This window comes from Sphingobium sp. LF-16 (genome assembly GCF_003711185.1).
GTDB classification, from domain to species: Bacteria; Pseudomonadota; Alphaproteobacteria; order Sphingomonadales; family Sphingomonadaceae; genus Sphingobium; species Sphingobium yanoikuyae_A.
Genome location: NZ_CP029335.1, coordinates 1,920,483 through 1,935,430, shown reverse-complemented (window position 1 = coordinate 1,935,430; position 14,948 = coordinate 1,920,483). Strand labels below are relative to the sequence as shown.

17 protein-coding genes are annotated in these 14,948 nt (G+C 58.0%); 9 read left to right on the top strand and 8 right to left on the bottom strand.

The window, feature by feature from the left end; translation table 11 throughout:
- Positions 1-122 precede the first annotated feature (122 nt).
- A complete protein-coding gene (locus DIZ22_RS09080) occupies positions 123-863 on the top strand; it encodes a dienelactone hydrolase family protein (RefSeq protein ID WP_122928113.1) in 741 nt (246 codons plus the stop codon).
- A gap of 77 nt (positions 864-940) precedes the next feature.
- A complete protein-coding gene (gene ppc, locus DIZ22_RS09075) occupies positions 941-3,661 on the top strand; it encodes a phosphoenolpyruvate carboxylase (protein ID WP_107917616.1) in 2,721 nt (906 codons plus the stop codon).
- Positions 3,662-3,853: 192 nt separating this feature from the next.
- Here ppc and DIZ22_RS21760 read toward each other — a convergent pair whose 3' ends face one another.
- Entirely contained in the window at positions 3,854-4,012 is a 159-nt protein-coding gene (locus DIZ22_RS21760; protein ID WP_159078618.1) for a hypothetical protein, read from the bottom strand.
- 45 nt (positions 4,013-4,057) lie between these two features.
- Between DIZ22_RS21760 and DIZ22_RS09070 the strand changes: the two genes are divergently transcribed.
- Complete coding sequence (locus DIZ22_RS09070) at positions 4,058-4,681, top strand: DUF6118 family protein (RefSeq protein ID WP_048939618.1); 624 nt, start codon at positions 4,058-4,060, stop codon at positions 4,679-4,681.
- A gap of 117 nt (positions 4,682-4,798) precedes the next feature.
- Here DIZ22_RS09070 and DIZ22_RS09065 read toward each other — a convergent pair whose 3' ends face one another.
- Complete coding sequence (locus tag DIZ22_RS09065) at positions 4,799-5,212, bottom strand: BLUF domain-containing protein (protein ID WP_072895767.1); 414 nt, start codon at positions 5,210-5,212, stop codon at positions 4,799-4,801.
- A gap of 212 nt (positions 5,213-5,424) precedes the next feature.
- Here DIZ22_RS09065 and DIZ22_RS21755 point away from each other — a divergent pair, with 212 nt between their 5' ends.
- From DIZ22_RS21755 to DIZ22_RS21750, 5 genes are all read left to right on the top strand, one after another.
- Positions 5,425-5,937: a hypothetical protein gene (locus DIZ22_RS21755; protein ID WP_048939616.1), complete on the top strand. Its 513-nt coding sequence runs from the start codon at positions 5,425-5,427 to the stop codon at positions 5,935-5,937.
- 142 nt (positions 5,938-6,079) lie between these two features.
- The gene (locus DIZ22_RS09060) at positions 6,080-6,439 is read left to right on the top strand and encodes an STAS/SEC14 domain-containing protein (RefSeq protein WP_159078617.1); all 360 of its coding nucleotides are present in this window, start codon (positions 6,080-6,082) and stop codon (positions 6,437-6,439) included.
- A gap of 177 nt (positions 6,440-6,616) precedes the next feature.
- A complete protein-coding gene (locus DIZ22_RS09055) occupies positions 6,617-7,099 on the top strand; it encodes a pyridoxamine 5'-phosphate oxidase family protein (RefSeq protein WP_048939614.1) in 483 nt (160 codons plus the stop codon).
- Positions 7,100-7,239: 140 nt separating this feature from the next.
- The gene (locus DIZ22_RS09050) at positions 7,240-7,686 is read left to right on the top strand and encodes a PA2169 family four-helix-bundle protein (protein WP_048939613.1); all 447 of its coding nucleotides are present in this window, start codon (positions 7,240-7,242) and stop codon (positions 7,684-7,686) included.
- 544 nt (positions 7,687-8,230) lie between these two features.
- Positions 8,231-8,401: a hypothetical protein gene (locus DIZ22_RS21750; protein WP_159078616.1), complete on the top strand. Its 171-nt coding sequence runs from the start codon at positions 8,231-8,233 to the stop codon at positions 8,399-8,401.
- On the opposite strand, the gene DIZ22_RS09045 is transcribed toward DIZ22_RS21750, so the two are convergent.
- Together DIZ22_RS09045 and DIZ22_RS09040 are read right to left on the bottom strand one after the other, a co-directional pair.
- Complete coding sequence (locus tag DIZ22_RS09045; RefSeq protein ID WP_276309032.1) at positions 8,378-8,875, bottom strand: Ca2+-dependent phosphoinositide-specific phospholipase C; 498 nt, start codon at positions 8,873-8,875, stop codon at positions 8,378-8,380. The genes DIZ22_RS21750 and DIZ22_RS09045 overlap by 24 nt on opposite strands.
- Before the next feature lie 472 nt (positions 8,876-9,347).
- Positions 9,348-10,226 carry an oxidoreductase gene (locus DIZ22_RS09040; protein ID WP_048939612.1) on the bottom strand — a complete coding sequence of 293 codons (879 nt, stop codon included), beginning with the start codon at positions 10,224-10,226 and terminating at the stop codon, positions 9,348-9,350.
- A 94-nt stretch (positions 10,227-10,320) separates the two neighbouring features.
- Between DIZ22_RS09040 and DIZ22_RS09035 the strand changes: the two genes are divergently transcribed.
- The gene (locus DIZ22_RS09035) at positions 10,321-11,223 is read left to right on the top strand and encodes a LysR family transcriptional regulator (RefSeq protein ID WP_048939611.1); all 903 of its coding nucleotides are present in this window, start codon (positions 10,321-10,323) and stop codon (positions 11,221-11,223) included.
- 526 nt (positions 11,224-11,749) lie between these two features.
- On the opposite strand, the gene DIZ22_RS21745 is transcribed toward DIZ22_RS09035, so the two are convergent.
- The 4 genes from DIZ22_RS21745 to DIZ22_RS09020 form a co-directional block, all read right to left on the bottom strand.
- Positions 11,750-12,322 carry a hypothetical protein gene (locus DIZ22_RS21745; protein ID WP_137405974.1) on the bottom strand — a complete coding sequence of 191 codons (573 nt, stop codon included), beginning with the start codon at positions 12,320-12,322 and terminating at the stop codon, positions 11,750-11,752.
- Complete coding sequence (locus DIZ22_RS21740) at positions 12,322-12,588, bottom strand: hypothetical protein (protein ID WP_159078614.1); 267 nt, start codon at positions 12,586-12,588, stop codon at positions 12,322-12,324. The genes DIZ22_RS21745 and DIZ22_RS21740 overlap by 1 nt, the downstream gene beginning before the upstream one ends.
- A 67-nt stretch (positions 12,589-12,655) precedes the next feature.
- Positions 12,656-13,806 (bottom strand): IS3 family transposase gene (locus DIZ22_RS09025; RefSeq protein WP_107917615.1). Its coding sequence is split into 2 segments (ribosomal slippage): positions 12,656-13,554 and positions 13,554-13,806, totalling 1,152 coding nucleotides; the frame shifts between segments, so codons are not numbered across the junction.
- A 305-nt stretch (positions 13,807-14,111) separates the two neighbouring features.
- On the bottom strand, positions 14,112-14,897 hold the full coding sequence (locus DIZ22_RS09020; protein WP_240626833.1) for an IclR family transcriptional regulator C-terminal domain-containing protein: 786 nt from the start codon (positions 14,895-14,897) through the stop codon (positions 14,112-14,114).
- Positions 14,898-14,948: the final 51 nt, after the last annotated feature.

Below are 14,948 nucleotides of genomic sequence, written 5' to 3'. Positions count from 1 at the left end.
ATTCATCATCCGATCTATTAGGTTGACGTATTCAAAGACTATCCCACGCGGTTTTGAATCGGCCTATGCGCAGTCTTCAACAAAAGACTACGTGGCAGTCTGAAGCAAGTTCATGGGGAATTATGATTATTCTCGGCGACGAAGTTGAAGATGTTGTGACCGATATGGGTGGCTTGATGCGCATCCATCTTTTTCGCCCTGCTCGAGAGGGGCGGTTTCCTGCTCTACTATTCTTTTCGGAAATATATCAGGTCACGGCACCAATCAGAAGGATCGCTGCATTTTTAGCCGGACACGGGTTCCTGGTGGCCGTTCCGGAAGTCTATCATGAATATGAAAAGGCGGGCACGGTCCTGCCATATAATTCTGAAGGGACCGACAGAGGCAATGCGCTCAAGTTTCTCAAGCCAGTCGGTGCCTTCGATGCAGATGCCCGTGCGGGTCTTGATTTCCTGACTGCTCATCCGTCGTCGACCGGACACGTCGGCACGATCGGTAAATGCCTTGGGGGCCATCTGGCCTTGCGTGCCGCATTGGATTCTCGAGTGAAGGCTGCAGCCTGTTTCTATCCAACGGACGTCCATAGCGGAACATTGGGGGAAGGACGAAGCGACGATACATTTGCCAGGTTGATCGAGCTACGCGCTGAGACGCTGTTCATATGGGGACGGCAGGATCCTCATATTCCATTTGAAGGGCGCGAAAGGATCCGCTCGCGGCTTGAGGCCGTCGGGGCGAACTATGAATGGCTGGAGTTCAATGCCGCCCATGCTTTCATGCGCGATGAAGGTCCTCGCTATGATCCTGCTCTGACTGTGCGCGCGCTCTTGGCATCGATCGCGCTATTCCAGCGAGCCTTGTGAATACGAATACGCGTTGAATGCCATGGGCCGGCTCTCATGTTAGCCATCAAATAGATTTCAGGAGCTGAGAAAAAGCTGTGGGTCGTCGCCGAACTGAAGATAATTCCGCGGGCCTTTCCAAGGCGCCTGCGATCACGCAGAATCCCGACATCCGTTATCTGGGACGCCTGCTGGGCGATGTCATTCGGGCCTATGGCGGGGAGAAACTCTACAAGCAGACCGAATATATCCGCTCCGCCTCGGTCGACCGCGCGCGCGGGCTGCAGGGCGCCGACCTGACCGACACGGGCCTGGATGCCCTCAATCTCGACGACACGCTCAACTTCACCCGCGGCTTCATGCTGTTCTCGATGCTCGCCAATCTGGCCGAGGATCGGCAGGGCGTGGCGGCGGAACCGGGTGCCGATGTCGCGTCGGCGGTGGCCAAGCTCGAATCGCATGGCATCGGCAAGGATGCGGTGCTGGAATTGCTGTCGCACAGCCTGATCGTGCCGGTGCTGACCGCCCACCCGACCGAGGTGCGGCGCAAGAGCATGATCGATCACAAGAATCGCATCGCAGACCTGATGCAGCTCAAGGATGCCGGACGGACCGAGACGGATGATGGCGAGAATCTGGACGAGGCGATCTTCCGCCAGATCGCGCTGCTGTGGCAGACGCGCCCGCTGCGCCGCGAAAAGCTGTTCGTGCAGGACGAGATCGACAATGTCCTGACCTATTTCCGCGACATCTTCCTGCCGACGCTGCCGGCGCTCTATGGCCGGTGGGAACGGGTGCTGGGCGCACGGCCGCACAGCTTCCTGCGGGTCGGCAACTGGATCGGCGGCGACCGCGACGGCAACCCGTTCGTCCAGGCGCCGCAGCTGCGATCGGCGCTGGGCCGCGGCTGCGAGGCGGCGCTGGCCTATTATATGGAATCGATCCATGCGCTGGGCGCGGAACTGTCGGTCTCGACCGAACTCGCCCATGTGCCCGAAGCGGTGCTGGCGCTGGCCGAGGCGAGCGGCGACGCATCGCCCAGCCGCCAGGACGAGCCCTATCGCCGGGCTATTTCGGGCATTTATGCGCGGCTGGCGACCACCTATGTCCATCTGGTCGGCAAGGCGCCGCCGCGTCCGTCGACGCTGAAGGGCGAGCCTTACGCTGCGCCGGGTGATTTCCGCCGCGACCTTGTAACCGTGGCGCAGGGGCTGGCGAGCGAGGGTGATGGCGCGCTGTCGACCGGCGGTGCGCTCGGCCGGCTGATCCGCGCGGTCGAAACCTTCGGCTTCCATCTCGCGACGCTCGACATGCGGCAGAATAGCGATGTGCATCAGCGCGTCGTTGCCGAACTGCTGAAGGTCGCCGGGGTCGAGGCGGATTATGCCGGGCTGGACGAGTTTGCCCGCATCGCCCTGCTGCGCAAGGAACTGGCGACCAACCGGCCGCTCGGCACGCGCTTTGCCGAATATTCCGAGGAAACCGCGTCGGAGCTGGCGATCGTCCATGCCGCCGCCGAGGCGCACCGCACCTATGGGCCGCAGTGCATCACCCATTATATCATTTCCAAGGCTGAAAGCGTGTCCGACATGCTGGAGGTCAATATCCTGCTGAAGGAAGCGGGGCTGTGGCGCGCGCCGGAAAATGGCGACCCGGCCAAGGCGGCGATCATGTCGATCCCGCTGTTCGAGACGATCGGGGACCTTGAGGCCGCGCCCAAGATCATGACCGCCTATTTCGGCCTGCCCGAAATTGCCGGGGTGGTGCAGGCGCGCGGCCATCAGGAAGTGATGATCGGCTATTCCGACAGCAACAAGGATGGCGGCTACATCACCTCGACCTGGAGCCTGTACAAGGCTAGCCAGGCGCTGGAACCGGTCTTCGCCGAAGCCGGGGCGGCGATGCAGCTGTTCCATGGTCGCGGCGGCGCGGTCGGGCGCGGTGGTGGCTCCGCCTTCAAGGCGATCCAGGCGCAGCCGCGCGGCAGCGTGCAGGGGCGCATCCGCATCACCGAACAGGGCGAGGTGATCGCCGCCAAGTTCGGCACGCGCGACGTGGCGATGACCAATCTGGAGGCGATGACCAGCGCGACCCTGCTCGCCAGCCTGGAGCCCGAGGGCGTGTCGGCGAAGGATGCCGCCCGCTTTGCCGCGGCGATGGACGAGCTGTCGAAGAACGCCTTCACCGCCTATCGCGACCTGGTTTACGGCACCGAGGGGTTCAAGGAATTCTTCCGCCAGCTCACCCCGATCCAGGAAATCTCCGGCCTCAAGATCGGGTCGCGTCCGGCGAGCCGGACCAAGAGCACCGCGATCGAGGATCTGCGCGCCATTCCCTGGGTGTTCAGCTGGGCGCAGGCGCGGGTGATGCTGCCGGGCTGGTATGGTTTCGGCCATGCGATCGCCGCGTTCGAGGACAAGGCGCTGCTGGCCGACATGGCGCAGCACTGGTCCTTCCTGCAGTCGGCGCTGGCCAATCTGGAGATGGTGCTGGCCAAGTCGGACCTCGGCATTGCGGCGCGATATTTGCCGCTGGTCGAGGACCAGGCCAAGGCGGAAACGCTGTTCGGGCGTATCCGCGAAGGCTGGTCGCTGACCCATGACGGGCTGCTGGCGGCCACCGGCCAGTCGCGCCTGCTGGAAAGGAGCCCGACGACCGAGACGTCGATCCGGCTGCGGCTTCCCTATATCGAGCCACTCAATCTGCTGCAGGTTGAACTGCTCAAGCGCTATCGCGCTGGCGAGGATGATGCCCGGATCAAGGAAGGCATCGAACTGTCGATCAATGCGATCGCGACCGCGCTGCGCAACAGCGGCTGAGGTGATCAGATCTGTATCAAAACGCGAAAGTGGTCGGCGTCATGGTGGGTAACGGCGTGCAATCCCATCGAACCGAGTATATTCAGTTTGTGGTAGCTTGTGCGGATGACGAGGGTTTGCGAAGGACCCATAATCTTATGCCGCACAGCGCGGCGCGTTGACGGATGTCATCAGCACAAAGCCAACCATGCCTCAAAATATATCGCCCTGCAGCGGGAGCGTGAAGAAATGGCGAACTGGCACCATGAACGTGATCCACAGTTTAAGCTGCTGCTGCTGCGCAATCGCACGTAGGAGGTCGGTCTTTCCGTCCAAAGCGGCCGATCGCTGTCGCAGGATTTCCAGCATCATCTCGGCCGCTCGCTAGGCCGGGGCCTTTGGCTCTAGGCTCCAACCATGATCCAACAAGACCCCCAACAGGATGATCCCGTAGAAGCTTTTGATGCTGTGCGTCGGGAACTGAGCCTCCTGCGTCACGCGCTTGAAGGCCTTACAGCTGCGAGGGAGAAGATCCCCGATTACAGCGCGACATTGGCGCAAATCAACAAATCGCTCGACGTGCATGCGCATAAGCTCGACATGATCCAGAGCCGTCCGGCGATGGAGATGACGCCTGAAGCGCTGGTGGAGCGGATCATCGCATCTGCGCAAATAGCGAGGGCGGAAGACAGAACGATGCTGCATGAAGCGCAAGACGGGTTTTCTCGGAAGGCCTCGCAAATAGACCGGATGATAGCGCGCGGACGCGGAGCGGCCGAGCAGGAGATTCAAGTAATATTATTCTGCCTGGGCGGGTTCCTGTCCGGCATTCTGCTTTGGACGACCCTGCCCGGCGCCGTAGCTCGATCCTTGCCAGAAAGCTGGCATGTGCCTGAAAGGATGGCTGCCCGCATGATGGGCATGAAGCAGATCGATGCCGGACGTCGAATGATTGTTACGGCACCGGAGCGAATCGATGAGAATGTTGTAAATGCTATTGGAGATAATGCTTCAGGAATCGCTCATCCTGCCACGGACTGATTGGCGAGACACAATATCAGACATTATGAACAGCCACCCCCCTTGCTCGGGTGAGAAGCGCTGCTGTCGTCTACAGGCACAATGTCCCGGTCTTGCATGCTGGATGCTGACATCCGGTCAGTTCGCAGCATGCGTCTTCGCAAAACCCGTAAAATATGCGCGCAACGTAGGGTCTGAGATAGGGGCAACCAGGGCGTTGACCTGCTCTTCCAACGAACCGCTAACCGAACCGGCGGCATCTACAACCTGCTCGAAACCCATTGCCCACGACCCAAACGCCCTTGACCCGACCTCCTTGTCGTGGAGTTTAACAAGAGCAAAATGACGGGGATCATGCCTTATTCGCTCATATGTCGCGGCAATAGCTTCGTCGGCACCTTCAAGCACTTGAAGGAAGCGGCGTCCGCCTACAATCAGCAGGCCGGTGATCCCGACACGGGAATTTGCCTCGCGCGCTTTGAGCAGAAGGTCGTCAAGCTCGGACGCATGCAAGATGGAACGGGCCGTGCTGATGTAGAGTAGGCGCTTCATATCATCTCCAATTTCGAGACGCCTCCTACACCCAGGAAAGCGAAGAGAGGATTAACGAAGCGTTTAATCTATGTTGGTTTCTGAAGGTTTTTCGTAACTTAACTGTCCGTTTAACGGGCTGCATAGCTTGGTGCTTTACCTGATTGCGAAGTCGCGTCATCGCGCGCCACTTTATCCTGTGAACGCCGGTGGATAGTTCACGGGAGAGAAGAATGGAGGGCAAGAAAATGGACAAAGACCGTTTCGGCTACCTCGCCATATGGTCCAGCGTGCTTACCCTGCTTGCTGGTTGTGGCGGTTCCGTAACAAATCAGAGCGAACAGGTCTCGGGCAGGGCGAGCGTCAGCAACACCGTTTCTAATGTTGCGGGGGCCAAGAAGGAGAGTGCACCGTATGCCCGGCCGGAAGAAGCGGCCAACGCAGGAGTAGCCGATGTTCCCCGCTCCGAAATGCGATATTGTCGGTTCGAGGTTGAAGGCAAGGTTCACGTCAACGAAAAATGCGAAGTCTATCCAATGGGAGACGGCGGTTACACTCTGAACGCGTGGAGCTCGGGCAAGCCCAAGAACTCACATTTTGCCGTTGTCATAGTCGACGGTGAAGGGAAGGGAGACGCCAGCTGGAATGCGGATCCCGACGACGACAAGGCTATGGATTCTCTTGGAACCGTAACGTTCGAAGAAGGTTGCTGGGTCAATAAACGCACAAGAATTTGTGCGAGGTGATTGCAAGCCCGCGATATTCGCAAGTGGTATGGAAAATTCTGCGACGTTGAGATCGCCGACGGTTCAAGGCTTTCACTAAAATATTACGGAACATCTTTGAAAGCTGCATAATGCCGATCGCGACGTGTTTAGGAGAATGGGAGTGGATGCGGTCTTCGCAATTCATGCAGATATTCAGCACAATTTGATGCGCGTGGAGATGTCGGGGTTTTTCGATGAGGCAGACGTTCATCGCTTTTCGGCTAGGTATCGCGAAATGCTGCTGAAGCTCAGAGCACCTGGGCATCTGACTTTGGTAGATATCAGAAACATGAAAATTCAGCCTCAGGCGGTCGTGGAAGCGTTTTCCTCTCTACTTGCGTCGGCAGATGTGCGCTCGCGACGCCTTGCTTTCGTTTGTAATTCTACCCTGGCTCGCCTTCAGGCGCAGCGATTGACCGATCGCGAGGGCGTCAAATTCTTTGATAATGAGGCCGACGCGGAAACTTGGATCCTAAAGTAAAAAGCTTGGCCTGAAATCCCGCGTTTACGCTCGTTTCGTCCAGGCGGTTGCGCGAGCGTAGGAAGTTGGGGTCATCGGGAACGGTTTACGATCTCGGTTTAGGCCCAGATCTACATCCTGCGCGGCGCAACTTAGCCACTTTCCTAGCGTTGAAGGGAGCGAAAGAAGGAGAGTAGCATGCCAGTCGATACGCACAAACTGAAACAGCATATGTGGGACAAGCTCGAGAAAGGGCCATTTCTCATGGTCGGTCTGGCGGATGGTCGAAGCCATTCGGAGCCTCTGACCGCGCAATTGGACAAAGATCAGGTCGACACAATCTGGTTCTTCATCGGCAAGGACAATCGTTTGGCAACTGGCGGGCCAGCGATGGCGCAATTTGTCTCCAAGGGACAAGATTTCTTTGCGTGCCTGTCTGGCAATGTCACCGTCGATAATGATCCGGCCATGATCGACAAGCTCTGGTCTAAAACCGTCGAGGCATGGTTTCCGGGAGGCAAAAATGATCCCAACCTCGCGCTCCTTCGCTTCGACATCGATGACGCGGAATTGTGGGAAACGGACATGTCGCTCAGCGGGAAACTGAAAATGCTTTTTGGCGGCACGATCGAGGGTAGCGAGGAGGGGAGCCACGCAGTGGTCCCAAATACCGTCGTCTAACGCCGTTGACGTGTCAGCACAGTGGCGAACCAAAATTTCCATTCGCCACGATCCAGCTGCAACTGATCGAATTGGCGCAACGACTAGCAGGATCGGGTCGTCGATCTGACAGTTGTGAGGCTTCTAACAAGGAGAGCATCATGAGCACTGAAAAAACCGTTTCGACGCTGAACAGCCTTATTCAGGTTACCCTGGACAGCATGAAGGGCTATCAGGATGCGGCGAAGGATGCGGAGAGCACGCAGTTTGCTACCATGTTCGCCGAGTTCGCGCGCGACCGCAGTGCCGCCGCCACTGAACTGCAGGCCGAGGTGCGTCGCCTCGGCGGCGATCCGGAGAGCGATAGTAGCTTCCTGGCGGCGGCTCACCGCACATTCATGGATTTGAAGCAGGCTATCACAGGTAAGGATGACAAGGCGATCATCCAGGAAGTCGAGCGAGGCGAAGACCACATCAAAGCCAAGTATGAAGATGCCTTGGGGCACGCCGATCTTGATCCGGCGTCGCGTCAGGTCGTCGAGCGCGCTTTTCATTCCGTGCGTGAAGGGCACGATAAGATGAGCCAGCTCAAGCACAGCTTGGCCTGAAATATCGATAAGGGGCCGTCCGTCACGTTCGGCCCCTTATCCAAACACGCATTGATTTCACGCCGCAATGTTCAAATCATAAGAAAATCCGATTTCAGTAATAGCCGTTCTCATAGTATATTTTTGCATGGCTGATACATTGCTAAAAAATTGTATTCTATTTTGTATTGGGGGTATCCGTGGGGGTATCCTTCATGGATATTCTTATAAAATCGTTGTTTTTCAAAGTGTTAAACGTCGTTCTAAGTAGATGCCGGGCCCACCATTGTCTCCAAGCTGTTGAAAGGCTTGGAATGCGTTGAAAGATAAGGACTTTTTGCGGACGTCTGTTACATCTGTAACAGTTGTCGAAGCATCCAGTCCTATTTCGCTAATGGCGGCGAAGTTTCTTATTCTCGGCGGATTGTGCCCGATAAAATGCGCGCTACCCTCGGTAAGCATGAAATCATGCTGTTCCTGTGGGCTAAGGATAAAGAGGAAGCCAAACGGCTCATCTCGAAGAAATCCTCAAATCCGACGCGCTGTTTGCCAGTGAAAGTCGAGCATGAACGAGGCGCTCTACGAGCAACGCAGCCTCATCGAGCGCATGCGCGGCCACCGCAAGATCAACTGCGCCACCGCCAGATACTGGCTCCAATTTGTCCAGGACGCCGGGCATCATGAGTCTATGCGCGACACCGAAGGTGATAAATCAGTCAGCGCAAACGCAAGGTAGGGCCGCGCACCCCGCCACAACGCGCACCGGATTGCACCGCGCCATTGCGCCGTCCGGCAGCGTCACCGAAAAGCCTCTGCGCAACGGATCGGGCGCGCCGGGATAATAGTCCGTGCTGAGCGCCTGGGCGCCGCTGTCCATGGCCGCCCGTGCCTTGCGATAATCGCCGGCGCGTGCCTCCACCGTATTGGCATCGGTCCGCGTGCGCACGATGACGCCCTGCTTCATCCATGTGCTGATCTTGGCACCATCGACCAGCGGATCCTGCACAATCTGGATTGCGGATTCGGGCTGATCGTCGGGATACCAGCCGAATATCGCCCGCCCCGCCAGCGAAGCATGGCCATCGCGATAGACGTTGGAGACTGCATCGCGCACGTCGAGCATGATGTAAATGCGGCCTCGCGCGGCATCCAGGCTGTTCCATCCATGGGTACGCACGGCATCGCGCAGCGTCCTGGCTTTGCCGCGCAGCTCATCGGCCTGATGAGCCGCTTGGATCCCTTAACCACACCCCTCTAGCATGCGCGCCTTTAGTCGAAGTTAATGACCCAAAAAATTATGTATTTTGCAGATCCTGTCGCGTCACAAGTTCTTGATCGCATGCGGATATCTGGAAAAGACAGCGATGTTATTTTCCGCTGCGGGAAGGCGAGGGGGAATTCCGGTCATCTTTTAACGCCCCTTTACGGCCATTCAGTCACCGATTTTCCGGTCCAGGTCGCGGCCAACTCGCTATGCTGCTCTGGATGCCCGGCACTGGCCGTAAGGAGAATGGCTGCGTTCCGCCGATTGAGTGTCAGCCCCATGTCGTTTGAGAATAGCGGCAGAGGAACCGTCCGCGCCCCTACCAGGCGCATCGAGCCGCGAGCTGTCCGATTTCGAAAGGCAGGGGGGGAGAGGGGGGGGGGCATTCCGCAGTCGGGAATGCGCCCATCATCGAGTTTCAGTGGGCCCGATCGAACGCAATGGCTTCGAGTTCGGCCTTGACCTCCTGCGACAGATCCAGCTCCACTGCTGCCAAATTCTCGGTCAGATGCGCGACATTGGACGTGCCGGGGATCAGCAGCATGTTCGGTGCGCGCGCCAACAGCCATGCAAGCGCCAGTTGCATCGACGTAGCGCCCAGGCGATCCGCCAAATGGGCCAATGCCTGCGATTGGATGGGCGAAAAGCCTCCGAGCGGAAAAAATGGGACATAGGCGACGCCCTGGCGCGTCAAGTTGTCGATCAGCGCGTCATCCGCGCGGTGCGCCAGGTTATACTGGTTCTGGACGCACGCGATCGGGACGATGCGCTGGGCCTCCGCGACCTGGCTCTCTGTCACGTTGCTGAGGCCGATATGTCGAACCAGTCCTTTCTCGCGCAGCTGTGCAAGGGCGACGATCTGCGCCTCGATCGACCCTTCCGACGGCGCGTGGATGTCGCCCATAATGCGCATGTTGACCAGGTCGAGAGTGTCGCGGCCAAGGTTTCGCAGATTGTCTTCGATGCCCTGCTGCAATTCGGCGGCACTTTGTGCCGGCAGCCATGAGGCGTCCTTGCCGCGGATCGCGCCCACCTTGGTCACGATCAGGAGATCGTCGCTATAGGGATGAAGCGCATCGCGGATGATCTGGTTGGTCACATGAGGGCCATAGAAATCGCTTGTGTCGATATGGTTCACGCCCGCCGCAACTGCCGCGCGCAGGACCGCGACGGCGGCATCGCGATCCTTGGGCGGGCCAAAGACGCCAGGCCCAGCCAGTTGCATCGCGCCATAGCCCATGCGGTTCACAAGATGATCGCCCAGCTTGAAGGTGCCGGCTTTGCGAAGATCCATCATGTCCTGTCTCCTCATTTGGAGACCGCGATATGGGCTTGTGGCCAGCGAACGATAAGTCGTAGTAATCAGAACAAGCTGTACGGATAATCGAACAATGGCGACGGAACTCGATGATCTTGCCACCTTCGTGGAAGTAGTGCGGGCAGGAGGCTTCCGAGATGCAGCCCGTATTTCGGGCACCTCGGCATCTGGGATGAGCGACGCGCTCAGGCGGCTGGAGGCCCGGCTAGGCGTTCGTCTCCTCCACCGCACGACGCGCAGCATGGCCCTGACCGAAGCGGGCGCGCGGCTATTCGAGCGGCTGTCGCCGGCGCTTTCGGAAATCCGCGACGCGCTCGATGTCGTCAACATCTTCCGTGACAGACCCGCTGGAACATTGCGTCTGAATGTTCCAGCTAATGTCGCCCGCACCGTGCTCCCATCGATCCTCCCATCATTCCTTCGGGTCTATCCCGATATTCGAGTGGAGGTGACGGTAGAGGATGGGTTTGTCGACATATTGAAATCCGGTGCGGATGCCGGGATCCGTTATGAGGAGCGGCTTGAACAGGACATGATCGCGATCCCCATCGGCCCAGCGACGCAGCGGTCGGTTACAGCTGGATCTTCAGCCTATTTCGATCATCATGGGCGCCCCTCGCACCCACAGCAACTGTTGGGCCATAATTGCCTGCGCGGCCGTTTTTCCGGCGGAGCCATGCCGGGATGGGAATTCGAGAGAGAGGGAGAAATTCTCGTTGTCGATCCGACCGGGCCGCTGGTGGTGCAGCCTGGTCTGGCGTGCGAATTGCTGATCGATGCTGCCGTGGCTGGCCTTGGAATTGTGCATCTGTTCGAGGATTGGCTTAAACCGCATATCGAGAGTGGGGCGCTCGAATCCGTTCTCGACGACTGGTGCCAGACCTTCTCTGGTCCCCGGCTCTATTATTCCGGGCGCCGTTATTTGCCGGCGCCCTTGCGGGCTTTCGTGGACTTTGTTCGCTTGCAGCGATGGTAAATGGGGCCGCGTCAGAGCGGTTCCCGTGTTCGTACGCCGGCTGCGATTATCGACCAAAACCCTGCAGGCCCTCGTCCCTTGGAAAGCGGCAACCTGCCCAGAGAGGCGTGGACCTCGCGTTCGCTTGCTGACTTTCCGGTGGCGATGGCAAGATTTCAGGCACCACGAAAATAATCATCGTTGCGGAAAATTTCGGCCATCGCTTCGCACGGTGGTAGATTTAACTATCTTGAATATCTCTAATTTTCTCGGGTTTTTGCCTAGTGGATTAATTTTGACATGTGCATCCCCCGTCGGCGGGGATGGGTCTGCAAATGTCAAAATCTTTTCGGACCACTAGATGCGCCGGTACCGGAAATACCAGAAATTAAGTACAAGAATAAGATATCAATATGAAAAAGCACGATATTACTGCTTATTTCACGATGTAAAATCAGATGCAGCAATCACATAGCAATCACGCGAAGCATCAATTGATGCCGCCCGCGAGAGCGGCATCCGCGGCATACCGGACGACCGGCATTGGTTAGCTCGGGAAAGGTCTCGCTAAGGCCATTTTCTGAAGCTCAGAATATTGTTCAGCTGCGACATGTTTGGCTGCTTTCCGGTCCAAGCCTGCGGCGCGCATCTTTTTGGCGAGGTAGCGTTGGCAAATTTTTTCCCAGCGAGGCCGAAATCCTGTGTCGGGAATTTCGATGACAACCCTCGGCTGCTCGATGGTGTTTCTAACACGGTCTCCCTCGACTCCCGCTTGCAGGTAAAGGCCGCCTGAACACAGGGCTCCCTCTACAAGGATCGAATGGGCTTTCTGAAGTTCGAAGATTATCGCGAAGCTCAGTTCCACCGGGCGAATGAAATTCAACATCAAGCTAACGGTATCAGGCCTAGAAAGTGCTTGGCCCCAGGTAATGGTCACGTCGCCATGACCGGAAAATTGATGAATTCTTATATACTCATTTATTTCTGTTCGGACACTTGTATCAAGTATTACCAGAGGAATTACTCTGCCCTCGTTGACGCCATGCATTGCAATGGCGCCATCACCAGCGATGCATACCGGATTTGCATTGACTGCCTTCCGCCGGAACAATCGGTTCATCAGCTCTCTTCCTGGCGTTGGACGATACGCGGAGCAAGGGCTGAGACCAGATCGTGGGTATCATGGAACTCTAACGCGTAACTTTCGAGTGCCTTGTTGCCGACTACTGCCGCTGTTAATTCGAACACGCACCATCCTGTAACAATATTGTGAGCCCCCACTTTTACAGGCGTTAACAGAGCCTCTCCAAGTGAGGTTGGGAATGCCGATAGAGAAACCTGAGCGATCTTGGCAATCAAAGTGGTTTTATCGCTCATGGTGAACACGGTGCGGAGTTCTATCAGCGCGATCGCATTGTCAGCGTCACTGACATGCTCCCCTGATTGTCACCAGTCAGAGGTAGAGTCCGGCTCCTTCATGATGGTTGGTTGAGGTGATGGCAACCTGTCCGGGGGCATGCCCCCGGACAGGTTGGCCGGCTTTCTCGGCGGGGGTTCTCCCGCCCAGTTTCGAGTGTGGCCTGACGTAGTTGTAATCGTGCCGCCAGGCATCGAGCACGAAGCGAGCATGCGGCAGCGACGTGAACAGGGTCTCGTTGAGGCATTCGTCGCGCAGACGCCCGTTGAAGCTCTCGACGAAGCCGTTTTGCATCGGCTTGCCGGGTGCGATGTAATGCCACTCGACCCGCCGTTCCTGCGACCAGCGCAGGATGGCCGACGAGGTCAGCTCGGTGCCGTTGTCGCTGACCACCGTATGCGGCTTGCCGCGCATCCCAATCAGCCGCGTCAGCTCCCGCGCGACCCGCACACCCGACAGCGACGTGTCGGCCACCAGCGCCAGGCATTCCCGCGTGTAGTCGTCGACCACGCACAGGATGCGGAACCGCCGGCTGCACGTCAGGGTGTCGGAGACGAAGTCGAGCGACCAACGCTGGTTCGGCCCGTCCGGCAGCACCATCGGCGCCCGCGTGCCCAGGGCGCGCTTGCGGCCACCACGGCGACGGACCCGCAGGTTCTCCTCGCGATAGACCCGCAGCAGCTTCTTGTGGTTGGGCGTCATGCCCTCGCGAGCCAGAAGATACCCGAGACGCCGATAGCCGAAGCGGCGACGCTCGGCCGCCAACTCGCGCAGACGCTGTCGCAGCGGACCATCGTCCGGACGCGACGATCGATACCGGATCACCCGCCGGCTCACGCCGACCAGGTTGCACGCCCGACGCTCGCTCAGCCCGTGATGCTCACGGGCATGGGCGACGGCATCCCGCTTAGCGCCGGGCGTCACCATTTTTTTGATGCCAGATCCTTCAGCACCACGTTGTCGAGCATTGCCTCGGCCAGCAGCTTCTTCAGCCGGCTGTTCTCTTCCTCCAGCGTGCGCAGACGCCGGGCCTCGGACACCTCCAGACCGCCATACTTCGACTTCCATTTGTAGAACGTCGCCGAGCTGATTCCGTGGCGGCGGCAAACATCCGCCGTCGCCATCCCAGCCTCCTGCTCCTTCAAGATCGCGATGATCTGCTCTTCGCTGAACCTGCTGCGCTTCATCTTCGTCCGACTCCTTTACGTCGGACTCTACTCAAAATCGGTCACATTTCAGGGGAACACGTCAACGTCTGCTCCCTGAACCTCACGCCGACGCTCATTTAGCCAGGGGCGGTCGAGCCAATACTCACGACTATGATCACTCTCTTTTATGGAAAGCTCGAACAAGGTACGGTCCAGCGACATATCTACCCTCCAAAGAATCTATGCCTACCTGATATCGGCTTCTGATACTTTCAATACGGCCGTCATGAGTTGACAGAAAAGGAAGAAATGGACGGGAATGTCGAGAATGCCAAGATACTGGCTCAATCTACGCCTGTAGCTTCCAAGTTTCTAGCAACGCGGCGGAGGCCGGGAAGAAAGCGTGATCTTAGTTCGGGCAACGATGTTCGCGCGGCCTGCGTGCCGATGTTCACTGCTGCGACCACGCCGGATCTCCCCTTGACCGCAACAGCCACGGAACGAAGGCCTAATTCGAGTTCCTCGTCGACAATAGCGTGACCTTCCTCAGCGACATGTTCGAGTATCTCGAGAATTCTCGATGGTTGTGTCACCGTCTTTGGAGTGCATGCCATTATTTCAGTCCTGCGAAGATAGGCCTCCTGCTCCGATCGTGGCCAGGCCGCCAAAAGGATGCGACCCATCGAGGTGCAGTAAAGCGGTAGCCGGCTTCCTACCCTTAGAGCGATCGACATGATGCGCGAAACCTCTGCACGGGCGACGTAATAGACCTCGTCTTCTTCGATCACCCCGAGCGAGCAGCTCTCGTGGAGCTCGTCTCGCAGATTATCCAGCAAGGGCTGCGCTCGTGCCGCCAGCGAGCTCGATGACATGTAGGCGTAGCCGAGTGCCAAGACTTTTGGGCGGAGGGCATATTGGACGCCGTCCTGCGCGGCGTAACCAAGCCGAACCAAGGTATGTAGGCATCGCTTCACAGCAGGCCTGCTCAATCCGGTCAGCCGGCTTGCCTGCGCTATCGTCATGGGCCGCTGCTCGTTCGCGAAACACCTGAGGACTGCCAAGCCGCGCGCCAGCGACTGCATAAATTCCGGGTCGCCATTTGCCTCAAGGTCGCTGACGTCCATCATCATCAATTCTCCATCAACCGATAATCGGACAATATCATGATTATCGATTGACGC

What these genes read in the sequence shown, in the direction of transcription:
- DIZ22_RS09080 (WP_122928113.1), top strand. Translation starts at nt 123, where the DNA reads ATGATTATTCTCGGCGACGAAGTTGAAGATGTTGTGACCGATATGGGT.
- DIZ22_RS21760 (WP_159078618.1), bottom strand. Translation starts at nt 4,012, where the DNA reads ATGATGCTGGAAATCCTGCGACAGCGATCGGCCGCTTTGGACGGAAAG.
- DIZ22_RS09070 (WP_048939618.1), top strand. Translation starts at nt 4,058, where the DNA reads ATGATCCAACAAGACCCCCAACAGGATGATCCCGTAGAAGCTTTTGAT.
- DIZ22_RS09065 (WP_072895767.1), bottom strand. Translation starts at nt 5,212, where the DNA reads ATGAAGCGCCTACTCTACATCAGCACGGCCCGTTCCATCTTGCATGCG.
- DIZ22_RS21755 (WP_048939616.1), top strand. Translation starts at nt 5,425, where the DNA reads ATGGAGGGCAAGAAAATGGACAAAGACCGTTTCGGCTACCTCGCCATA.
- DIZ22_RS09055 (WP_048939614.1), top strand. Translation starts at nt 6,617, where the DNA reads ATGCCAGTCGATACGCACAAACTGAAACAGCATATGTGGGACAAGCTC.
- DIZ22_RS09050 (WP_048939613.1), top strand. Translation starts at nt 7,240, where the DNA reads ATGAGCACTGAAAAAACCGTTTCGACGCTGAACAGCCTTATTCAGGTT.
- DIZ22_RS21750 (WP_159078616.1), top strand. Translation starts at nt 8,231, where the DNA reads ATGAACGAGGCGCTCTACGAGCAACGCAGCCTCATCGAGCGCATGCGC.
- DIZ22_RS09040 (WP_048939612.1), bottom strand. Translation starts at nt 10,226, where the DNA reads ATGATGGATCTTCGCAAAGCCGGCACCTTCAAGCTGGGCGATCATCTT.
- DIZ22_RS09035 (WP_048939611.1), top strand. Translation starts at nt 10,321, where the DNA reads ATGGCGACGGAACTCGATGATCTTGCCACCTTCGTGGAAGTAGTGCGG.
- DIZ22_RS21745 (WP_137405974.1), bottom strand. Translation starts at nt 12,322, where the DNA reads ATGAACCGATTGTTCCGGCGGAAGGCAGTCAATGCAAATCCGGTATGC.
- DIZ22_RS09020 (WP_240626833.1), bottom strand. Translation starts at nt 14,897, where the DNA reads ATGATGATGGACGTCAGCGACCTTGAGGCAAATGGCGACCCGGAATTT.